Consider the following 10,154-nt stretch of genomic DNA (forward strand, 5'->3'; position numbering starts at 1 on the left):
ACGAATTTGGATTACCCATTTAGCTATCGCTCCACACGTCTAGAACACGACCAAGTCTTAGATGCATTTGCCCTGACCGTTCACTCGTATCCCTAGCCCTGCCAAACCAGCAGTCCTATAAATTACCGGGTTAGAACGCATTGGGTTAGAACGGAAAATGTTCTTCATCATCGATCTGAACGTCTAACCGGGCTGAAATGACTTCCGTTACCATCGCTTCAAGTTCTGCCGCGTTAATGGCTCGATTCACCTGATCCAGAAGCGGATTCGTCAATGGAACTAACCGCAATCGACGATCCTCCTGAATCAGATCGAACACAGACCCTTCTGTCGATTGGCTTAGCTCTATATAGTCAAAGCTGTAAACGTTGAGGTAGAGGGCATGATTTGCCAGAAGCGTTGCTCGATGTGGATCGGCAAACACTTCTAAAACGCATCCTTCGCCTTCGTTTGTGGGCCTGCCATCTTGAGTGTGGATATAGCGCACTCGCGTGAGGTCGGTCAACACTCGCTGCATATCTTGCTTGTCGATGATAATGCCAACGTCAATGATGCAAGGCGCAGGAAACCAAGAATTCCGAGAGGAAAAGTCGTGACTCATGACAAAACAGGGGTCGAACTACGAGTCGAACAGGGCCAGAAGCAGAATTGCCCACCGTCTAGAATCGCATAGAGTTTCTGAGAACTTGCAAAAATAGACGGTTGAGTGGACAGTTTCACGATATCTAGAGAGGTGCGCTCTATAAGAATCCTCCCTCTAGGTCGGTGCTTCCTAAAGCAATTATGGCTGGGAAATGCAGATTTGGATCTCCTAGTCGAGAAGAGGAATTTAACTTCTGTAAAGTTGGGGTGCAAGGAATGGTCAGACGACTTCGGGTATGGATCGCTCAAATTCTAGCTGCAACGATGTTCTACACCTGTTTGCCGATTCCTTCAGGCTGGACACTCGAATTTCGAGGCATCGCTCGGGTTGCACCGCTTATTGGAGTGGTGATTGGCGGACTGTTGGGATTGCTGGATTGGGGATTGGCTTATGTGGGGATGCCTGTGCTGACTCGCAGCGCGATCGCAGTTGCGGTCTGGATCGCTCTTACCGGAGGGCTGCATTTAGACGGTGCAATGGATACGGCAGATGGATTAGCCGTGACTGATCCTCAGCGACGATTGCAAGCGATGTCTGACAGCGTGACGGGTGCATTTGGCGCGATCGCGGCGACTGTGATTCTCTTACTCAAAACCGTGGCCTTGAGTGAAATCGATCGCGATCGCATCTGGATCTTGATGGCAGTGGCAGGCTGGGGACGTTGGGGACAACTAGTGGCGATCGTGCTCTATCCCTATCTCAAACCAACTGGCAAAGGCGCGTTTCACAAAGAATCGATTCGATCGCTCTGGGAAGCGTTGCCGAGTTTTTTGCTGTTGTTTGGGCTAAGTGGGGCGTTGTATGAACAGCCGATTCGCGCGATCGCGCTATTGGTGGGAGGAGGCGCGATCGGGTTGCTGGTTGGAGCATGGCTCGATCGCAAATTGGGTGGACAGACCGGAGATACGTATGGTGCGATCGTCGAGTGGACAGAAGCCCTTTTACTTTGCCTTTTGACAGTGTTTTAGTGAGGGTGTTCTAGTGACGCACCGCAGCGTTTACAAAACTGAGCATCTAAGTCGTGAGGCATCAGACCACAGCTTAAACAACTTGTTTGAACTTGTTCGGTTGTTTTCACAAGTCGTTTGATTAGATCTCCTAACTGCCAAGGAATAAAAATAATGCCTGTCAAAATCATTAAAACGGTTAGAAATCGTCCGAGTTGAGATAAAGGGACGATATCCCCAAAGCCTGCTGTGCTAATAGTAGAAACTGAAAAATAGACAGCATCTAAAAACGTGCCATATTTTGAATTAGAGGCATGTTCTACTTGGTAGATCAAGCCAGAATAGACAAAAACAATGGAGAACAGCGTAAATAAAATTCTGGTATAAATGGCACTGTCTTCACTACTAACATAGCCAAAAACAGTGTTTCCACCAATAAACCGGATCAGACGTAAGATCCGAAACCATCGAAAGATTCTGAGAAATCCGGCACTAGACCCGCTTAACAAAAACGGAAGAATTGAAATCAAATCGATGATTGAAAACAGACTAAAAACATGCTCAACTTTATGTTTTGCACACCAGAATCTCAGAAAATATTCAATCACAAAGATAAAAAGGATTGCGTTCTCGAAAATATCAAGCTGCGTCTTAAGAGCAGCAGGAAGTTGATACGTTTCAGCAACGAAGATCGCAGAGGAAGCCAGCACCAATCCGGTGATAAACAAATTAATGCCTCGACCAATCGGCGTATCAATATCTTCTAGATAAAAGGCAATTTTTTCTTGCAATTCCATAAACTAAAATGCCGAACCTTGAGCTATTGTGGCTCAAAGTTCGGCACTTGATCTAACATTTGATCTAACTGTGAAGCTTTACGGAGCGACCTTATCGACTCCCAGCAGTTCTGCGATCGCTTGATGTTCTGCGGCTGGATGGGTCGGCAACTGCTGCCGCGCGTCCGTAATTAGCCAGTCAAGCGAGGCGGCTTGCACATCGATCGTCGCACCCGTCTTATCGACGCAATAGCGGCCAAACACAAGCTTGTCAACCAGTCTCACGCCCGGCCCCAACCGCGAATATTCAAAAATCACGCTGTTGTCCACCGTTGCACCACTGCATACCCAGCAGTTTGGGCCAATCATCGCCGGGCCGACAATTTTCGCGCCGTCCTCAATGCAGGTCATACTACCGATGTAGACTGGGCCTTGAATATCGACTTTATCCCAATTCACCGCCACATTCAGCCCGGTATAAATCCCTGGAGCAACTTCGTGCCCTGGAATTGGAACGTTCTTCACCTCACCTTCTAGAACACTGCGAATCGCTTGCCAGTAGTCCGGCACTTTGCCAATATCCACCCACTCAAATTCCATCGGCAACCCGTAGAACGGCGCACCCATCTCGACAAGTTTGGGAAACAGTTCACCGCCGATATCGTATTCTTGACCCGACGGAATGTAGTTGAGAATTTCGGGTTCAAAAATATAAATTCCGGTGTTGATGTTGGTACTGAGTGCTTCTTCAATCGAGGGCTTCTCTTGAAATGCCTTAATCTTGCCCGACTCGTCCGTGACCACTACACCGTAGCTTGAAACCTCCTCACGCGGAACGGGTTTCATGATCACCGTAGCGATCGAGCCTTTCTCTCGGTGCCACTTCACCGCCGCTGTTAAGTCCAAATCGATCAGCGCATCGCCGCACAGCACCACAAAGGTGTCATCGAAAAACGGGGAGAAATCTTGAATTCGCTTCATGCCGCCCGCTGACCCGATCGCTTCTCCGACCAGTTCGCCATCGACAATGCGGCCTTCAAACGAATAGCCAATTTCTACGCCAAAGCGCTGTCCGTCGCGGAAGTAGCTTTCAATTTCGTGTGCCAAGTGGCTCACATTGACCATGATTTGGTCGAAGCCGTGCTGACGAAGCAACTCCAGCAGAAACTCCATCACGGGTTTTTGCAGGATTGGAATCATAGGCTTGGGAATGGTGTATGTGATTGGGCGAACCCGTGTTCCCTTCCCGGCTGCCAGAATCATGGCTTTCATAAGCGTTCTCTCTAATCCTACGCCATCAATTTTTAGGTCAATTGTTAAGCATACCGGACAATTCCAGAATGCGTCTTTCTCACTATAGAGGAGGACAGGACTTTAGACTATTCACTACCGGACGGTAAACGATAAGCTCAAGCCCAAATTGCCAGTTGTTGCCCTTAGCAGCGTAAGAAGCAAACGTCGTCATGCGATCGGAGCCTGCAAAGCAGTCCCTTAAGTAATATGCTTGTACGTTTGCAGTACGGATACCCTTAGCGTACCCAACTTCACAATTAATTTATACCAACAGCAGTCTTTAAAGCTGTCTTTAACGAAGCAACGACGATCGCAGCGCGCCGCTTCAAGGAAAATGCTCCGCAAGTTGCGGATCGCAATCGAATTCAGTCCAGCACCGCGCTTTCAGTCAGAACTTCAATCGCGCTGGCTTGTAGCAGCGCTCCTTCAGAACTTGTCGGAGAAAATCGCACTTTCAGGTCTTGATAAAACTCTTCCTGAGCCAGTTCTACTTTCGATTGGGCTGAGAGCAACAGTAGCGCCCAAAACACACCAACTCTCTCATGGTTCTCAGCATGGGCGTGTGGATCATCTTCTACCGTAGTTTTGCCCTGTTCTTTTAGCTCGACCCAAAATTCCAGCACAAGTTCAAAGTCAATCCAATCTTGTCCTTTCGAGACGTGCGACCAGTGATTGACAAAGAATTCCTCGATCGCAACCGCCATTTCTGAGAGGTTTTCTTGGTGAGCGAGTTGCGCGATCGCTCGCACTGCTTGAGCGCGAGGAATTTTTTCGTGCGTGGGGCGTCGCCTCGGCGCTCGGTCATCTAATGCGGTAGCAATAATTTGAATTTGTTCGATCAATTCATTCAGCGTCACGCGCCGACGCTGGGGAGGATGGGCCACGGCTCGACGCCGCAACTGTCGCTCTAAATTTAGCGGCAATGCCGATCCCAACTCAAACCCTTCTAGATCGTCTTCTAGAAACTCTTCTAACGGTTCTACAACTGCTGTCTGCGTCAAGGACTGCGCTTTGAGCAACAGTAACATCGACGCGTACAAAAAAGCCTGCCCCGACTGAGACAAGTTCGCTTCATACAATTCGCGGCCCGTCGCCGGAGCCAAATCACTCAAAAACCGATCAATAACGTCGATGACATTGACATTCCACGGATCAAGTTCTCCGCGTTCTGCCATGTCGATGAGGAGCGCGATCGCGTCTTGAGCAAGAGAGGGAGGAGGCATGGATGAGGGATGAGGGATGAGGGATGAGGGATGAGGGATGAGGAGGAAGACGGCTGTCAGATTTAAGGGGTGGGCTACTGAATGAAGCCTTGAGCGGAGTCGTTCACTTGATTTTAATCCGCGCAAAGTAGATTGCTGCAAGCAGAATGAACAAGTATAGGGTGAACGGAACCCAGAGGCTCCAAAGACTTCCAGGGTTCGTCAAATCTCCTGCAATTTCTCCCATCCCTCATTCCTCACTCCAAGAGCAACTTGCGAAGGGTTGCCGCAGGCTCCCTCCTCCTTATGCCAATACCTCAACATCTTCCATTTTTTCTTGTGCCGCAGGCAACAGACGTTGCTCTTGAAGTTCTGCTTGATAGCGCTCTACGTCCTGCTCTAGCTCCTGAATTCGAGTTTCGCGAATTTTGACTTCTTTTCCAAGTTCGAGCGTCCGCTGGAGGTGAGACCAAACGCTGAATACCCACGCTAACACCGCCCCAATGCCCATTGCCACAATCAGTTCAACCGCTAACGGGGCTTGAAGCTGTACTCCTCGAACGACGTGGATAATGGACGGTTCAGTATTCTCAATGCCAAACAAAACGAGAGCCAAACAAATGACAAAGATGATTAAAAAATTAACTTGTCTCATCATGTTTTCTCCAATCACGCCGCTAGTCTAGCAGGGATTGGGAAAAAGGGAGAAAAAGAAAAAATAAGATTGGCAGGAAGAGAAGAGCGATCTACTCGGCAGGCGGAGGCGTGATTACGGTTTCTGTAACGATGACGGGCGGCTTCTGGTTTGACAGGCGAATCGCATCGATCGTGCCTTTAATCGTGCCTGCGATCGGCACAGCAATCACCACGCCCAGCAAGCCCGCAATTTGTAATCCCACGAGCAAGGCAATGAAAATCCAAATCGGGTTTAATCCGGTGAAGTCGCCCATAATTTTAGGCGCGAGCAGATTATCTCGAATCTGTTGCAAAATTACTGCTGCCAGCGCGACTTGAAATGCCAGCCACACGCTCTGAAACATCACGAGAATGGTGACGAGTCCAATTCCTAACCCGGCTCCAATAAACGGAATTAATTCTGCAAGCCCAATAATCAGCGCAAATAGCAGCGTAAACGGCACTTTCAGCGCCCAAAATAAAGGAATTAAACCGCCTGCCATAAATAGCGCCAGCAGGATTTGGCTCAGAAAGAAGTTGTGAAAATTTTGCTGTAGCGATTCGCTGAGAGGAAGGCCAATCTTGGGCGGAAATTGGTGAATCAAGCCTTGCCACACGCGATCGCCGTAGAGCAACATGTAAAATGCCAGCACAATGATCAAGATGGTATCGATTAAGCCCGAAACCGTGCCAATGGCTAACCCCAATGCTTGAGACGCATAGGCTTGAATCTGATTTTCAATTTGAATGCTGAGCTTACCCCCAAATCCTCTCAGGTCGATCGGTAAGTTTCGTTGCTTTGCCCATTCATCCCAAAAATCCAAATTTTGCCGACTCGCCTCTAGCCACCCTGGAATCTTGACTAAAAGCTGATTGGTCTGCTCCAGCAAGATAGGAACGAGTGTCAGTGCTAGAACCGAGAGAACTGTGACGGTCGAGAGCAGCACAATCACAACGGCTCCGGTGCGCTTGATCCGAATTCGTTCAAACCACCGCACCGGATAGTTCATTAAAAATGCCAGAATCGCCGAAACCGCTAGAACCGTGATCAAATGCTCAAAGTAGTACAACAATTGACCGAGAAGCCAGATGTTTAATGCTGCGATCGGGCCTATCAAACCCAAAATCAGCAGCCGTTGTGCATTAAAAGATCGACGGCGACGCATAGAGGAGCAGAGCTGAGGAACGCCCTCGGTAACACGGTGGACGCAGGAACGAGAACTTTATGAAGACGTGGCGAGGCTAAAGGCTGTTTGCGGTTGAAGGTTCAACTGAAGGTTCACCTGCGCTCGGAGGCTGCTGATTCTTGATATAAGTTCCGATGGCGACGATCGCTATAATAATCACTGTACCAATCCCAAGAGGACTTGGCATCCAAAAGGCAGCTTCTAGGTGATTCTTCTGTCCGGGTTGCAGCATCCAGACGAGTTGCTTGCCAGCGCGACGAGAGGCAACCGAACCTGGACGAACAATATTTTTCGCACCCCACGGGGTTGTGAGTTCAAATTGAAGATCGAGCAGGGGACTAGAATCGACCAAAACTTCTCCTTGGGGAGAGGCAACGCCTAGCGATCGCAGGTCTACGTCGTAGATCAATCTACGACGTTCTAGAAGTAAAAAGTTACCTTGCTGGACGGTGAGATGAGATTCGATTGGCGGCAGTTCTACCTTTCGGCTGGTTTTTACTTTTGCTTTGGCATCAAAAAAGGTGTTGAATCGCTTCTCTAATTCCTGTCCGGTGCTAAACGGAATCGTGACTAACACTTCTTTGCTCGATACGCGGCGGGCCTTGCCCCCTATCTGACGAGCGCGTTGCTCGATGTTGGCAAGCCACGCTTGGGCAGTGCCACTATTGACCCGAGTGAACCGCTCATCTAATTGAACATGTTGCGCGATCGTGCCTCGGGTCGGGCTGTCGAACGTGATACCAACGTCGTACTTGACACAGCCAGAGAGCGCAAAGGCGATCAGCGCAATCCAGACGACTCGCCCCGACCAAACAGATTGGAAGAGTGCGTGGGTACGGTGCGACGCGAATCGAGCAATTCGTTGAAGCATGGCAAACCAGAGAATGGAGTGTTCTTTATCATCTAACACTACTCTAGAAGGTTCGCTAACTGAACCAGATCAATCCAGCAATAATTGCGATCGCGCCGCCTAACGCCACCCAAATGAACAGATTGTCTTGAGTGTTGACCTGGCTCAGATCGACTGGCTCTGGAACAATCGATTTTGGCTTTTCAGGACGTTTGGGAGGTATCGCAGGCGCAAACTTTGATGTCCCTAATGCCGAGCCTTCATTGTCCGAAATTTTGGAGAGGTCGGGAATCTCAGTTAGCCATTCGGGACGAGTTTTAAGTTTCGGCGCTTCGAGAATGTAGAGCAAGCGTTTTCCTTGCTTGCGCGTTTTTAGGTCGGGATGACGACTCACTTTTTGACAGAGTTGAATGGCTTGCGATCGCTGCCCCGCCGCTTCGTAAGCAGTGACTAACCAGATTTGCATTTCTCCGCCGAGTCGCGTTCCACTTTCGACTAATGCACTCGCCCGTTCTAGATACTGAACGGAGTCGCGGTAGTTTCCCCGCTCAAAGGCAGTTTTCCCTGCCTCATATTCTCGGTTGGCAAGATCTAAACGTTCAGAACTCACGATGAAAAATTCAATTAGCGACGCTTCGATCGTACTATGCGATCGTTCAGTGAAACATCTACCAAGCAGCACTCGCCCAAGCGTTTAGATTCGACCGCAAGTTGATTGTCGACAGCAATCCGAATTGGGTCTGCGGATCAGCTTTCTGAAATTCTCAAGACAAATGTCTCCAAGGCATTGAACATCTATGCAGTCAACGAATTTAATAGCGGATGTAGCCCTCGGCTCCGGTTCTAACTAGCGGTCTGTCAATTCTGAATCGAGGGATGAGGGACAAAAAATGAATTAGGATTGGCTTTCATCCCTCTTTGCAAAGCGGTGCCGGGGGCGTTTGTTACATCTATTACCCCATCTGCCGCCAACGAGAAACCTTTGCGTAAGTCCGAATTAGTTGTTAGTTATTGTTGCCGGAGAGGAACCTGAATTGTAAACTCAGTTCCCCCTTCAGGAGATGAGAAGCACTTCAGTTTGCCACTATGCTTCTCCTTGATAATTTGGTAACTAATCGACATTCCCATTCCGGTTCCTTTGCCAATCGCTTTTGTGGTGAAAAAAGGATCAAAGATTCGCGGCTGAATGTTCTTGGGAATGCCAGATCCATTGTCCGCGATCGCCACTTCTACCCAGGTTGCACCCACAACCGATGTGCGAATCGTAATCCGATTAGGATTGTCCTGAATTTCTTGATAGGTACGCTTTGCATTACCGTCTTCCAACGCATCGATCGCATTGGTCAAAATATTCATAAACACCTGGTTGAGTTGTCCGGCATAGCATTCGACTAGCGGCAACGAGTCATAGTCTTTAATCACCTCGATTTCCGGTCGTTCGGGTCGAGCTTTGAGACGATGTTGCAGAATCATTAAGGTGCTGTCGATTCCTTCATGAAGATCGACCGCTTTAAATTCGGCTTCGTCCATGCGAGAGAAGTTTCGTAGCGACAGAACAATTTGGCGGATGCGATCGGTGCCCAACCTCATCGAAGACACCATCTTCGGTAAGTCGTCCTGCAAAAACTCTAAATCGATATCTTCGGCAGCAGTTTGAATTTCAGCGGTTGGATTGGGATCGTGCTGCTGATATAACTGCACAAATGCTAATAAATCTTGGCTATATTGCTGTACATGAGCGAGGTTGCCATGAATAAAGTTGACTGGGTTATTAATTTCGTGAGCCACTCCCGCTACCAGTTGTCCTAGACTCGACATTTTCTCACTCTGGATCACTTGAGCTTGCGTTCGCTGCAACTCTGCTAACGTATTTTTGAGTTCAGCCGTGCGCGCTTCTACCCGGTCTTCCAGTTCGTCCTTACTTTGCTCTAACGCCGTAAATAATTCGCTCAGTCGACCTGTCATGTGGTTAAAGGAGTCAGACAGGCTATTGAGTTCGCGAATGCCGCTGCTTTCTACTGTCTGGTCTAAGTCACCCGCTGCCATTGCTTTACTTGCCCGATTGAGACGGACAAGCGGACGGACAATCCAACCGGAAGTAAACATACCCATCACCGAGGCAATCACCAATGCGCCAAAACACAGCGCGATCGTCAGGCGCGTATTGTCGTTGATTTGCGTCATGAATGAGCGTTCTGGCACACTCACTACCACCAGCCAATCTAATCCGTACGGGTCACGCCAAGGAGTGACATCCACAAAATATCGCTCTCCCTGCACCTCAACCTGGAAGTTTTTGTCTTGAGAAACAGCCTGGAAATTGTTAGAACGCTGCTGGAGTTGTTGAGCAATTTCCTTGACGACTGGGTTAGAGCTATTCGTTGCCTGCACGCGCTGCACTTCATTTTTGCCCAATGTAAAAGGCGGCTCTGTTCCAGAATTGGCAATCAGCATTCCACTCCGCTCTAGAACAAAGACTTGTCCAACGCGGCTAACCTCTAATTGCCGTAGAAAATCACTGAGCTTTAATAATCCAAGTTGCGGGTTAAGTTGAGAGAACAGAAGAAAACAACCGCAAGCC

The 10,154-nt window shown here is 48.9% G+C and carries 10 protein-coding genes; 1 reads left to right on the top strand and 9 read right to left on the bottom strand.

Going from position 1 to position 10,154, the window contains the following annotated elements; all coding sequences use genetic code 11:
• Positions 1-145 precede the first annotated feature (145 nt).
• The gene (locus AC5JLB_RS08535; RefSeq protein WP_495873400.1) at positions 146-601 is read right to left on the bottom strand and encodes a hypothetical protein; all 456 of its coding nucleotides are present in this window, start codon (positions 599-601) and stop codon (positions 146-148) included.
• Positions 602-858: 257 nt separating this feature from the next.
• On the opposite strand from AC5JLB_RS08535, the gene cobS reads away from it, so the two are divergent.
• The gene (gene cobS, locus AC5JLB_RS08540; RefSeq protein WP_495873401.1) at positions 859-1,611 is read left to right on the top strand and encodes an adenosylcobinamide-GDP ribazoletransferase; all 753 of its coding nucleotides are present in this window, start codon (positions 859-861) and stop codon (positions 1,609-1,611) included.
• Here the strand turns inward: cobS and AC5JLB_RS08545 are convergent.
• The 8 genes from AC5JLB_RS08545 to AC5JLB_RS08580 form a co-directional block, all read right to left on the bottom strand.
• Complete coding sequence (locus AC5JLB_RS08545; RefSeq protein ID WP_495873402.1) at positions 1,608-2,387, bottom strand: ion transporter; 780 nt, start codon at positions 2,385-2,387, stop codon at positions 1,608-1,610. The two genes, cobS and AC5JLB_RS08545, sit on opposite strands and share 4 nt — an antisense overlap.
• A gap of 78 nt (positions 2,388-2,465) precedes the next feature.
• Positions 2,466-3,638, bottom strand: a complete 1,173-nt coding sequence (locus AC5JLB_RS08550) for a nucleotidyltransferase family protein (RefSeq protein WP_495873403.1) — start codon at positions 3,636-3,638, stop codon at positions 2,466-2,468.
• 386 nt (positions 3,639-4,024) lie between these two features.
• Complete coding sequence (locus AC5JLB_RS08555) at positions 4,025-4,882, bottom strand: segregation/condensation protein A (protein WP_495873404.1); 858 nt, start codon at positions 4,880-4,882, stop codon at positions 4,025-4,027.
• A 283-nt stretch (positions 4,883-5,165) separates the two neighbouring features.
• Positions 5,166-5,519, bottom strand: coding sequence for a lipopolysaccharide assembly protein LapA domain-containing protein (locus tag AC5JLB_RS08560; protein ID WP_495873405.1), 354 nt, complete (start codon positions 5,517-5,519; stop codon positions 5,166-5,168).
• Positions 5,520-5,607: 88 nt separating this feature from the next.
• A complete protein-coding gene (locus AC5JLB_RS08565) occupies positions 5,608-6,702 on the bottom strand; it encodes an AI-2E family transporter (RefSeq protein ID WP_495873406.1) in 1,095 nt (364 codons plus the stop codon).
• Between the two features lie 76 nt (positions 6,703-6,778).
• The gene (locus AC5JLB_RS08570; protein ID WP_495873407.1) at positions 6,779-7,594 is read right to left on the bottom strand and encodes a DUF3153 domain-containing protein; all 816 of its coding nucleotides are present in this window, start codon (positions 7,592-7,594) and stop codon (positions 6,779-6,781) included.
• A 55-nt stretch (positions 7,595-7,649) separates the two neighbouring features.
• Positions 7,650-8,183 carry a hypothetical protein gene (locus AC5JLB_RS08575; RefSeq protein WP_495873408.1) on the bottom strand — a complete coding sequence of 178 codons (534 nt, stop codon included), beginning with the start codon at positions 8,181-8,183 and terminating at the stop codon, positions 7,650-7,652.
• Positions 8,184-8,581: 398 nt separating this feature from the next.
• On the bottom strand, positions 8,582-10,154 hold a 1,573-nt coding region (locus AC5JLB_RS08580; RefSeq protein WP_495873409.1), incomplete at its 5' end, for an ATP-binding protein.

The organism is Myxacorys chilensis (genome assembly GCF_059505265.1).

Bases quoted from the DNA above. Each gene is read 5' to 3' on its own strand.
- AC5JLB_RS08570 (WP_495873407.1), bottom strand. From the start codon at position 7,594: ATGCTTCAACGAATTGCTCGATTCGCGTCGCACCGTACCCACGCACTC.
- AC5JLB_RS08550 (WP_495873403.1), bottom strand. From the start codon at position 3,638: ATGAAAGCCATGATTCTGGCAGCCGGGAAGGGAACACGGGTTCGCCCA.
- AC5JLB_RS08555 (WP_495873404.1), bottom strand. From the start codon at position 4,882: ATGCCTCCTCCCTCTCTTGCTCAAGACGCGATCGCGCTCCTCATCGAC.
- cobS (WP_495873401.1), top strand. From the start codon at position 859: ATGGTCAGACGACTTCGGGTATGGATCGCTCAAATTCTAGCTGCAACG.
- AC5JLB_RS08565 (WP_495873406.1), bottom strand. From the start codon at position 6,702: ATGCGTCGCCGTCGATCTTTTAATGCACAACGGCTGCTGATTTTGGGT.
- AC5JLB_RS08560 (WP_495873405.1), bottom strand. From the start codon at position 5,519: ATGATGAGACAAGTTAATTTTTTAATCATCTTTGTCATTTGTTTGGCT.
- AC5JLB_RS08545 (WP_495873402.1), bottom strand. From the start codon at position 2,387: ATGGAATTGCAAGAAAAAATTGCCTTTTATCTAGAAGATATTGATACG.
- AC5JLB_RS08535 (WP_495873400.1), bottom strand. From the start codon at position 601: ATGAGTCACGACTTTTCCTCTCGGAATTCTTGGTTTCCTGCGCCTTGC.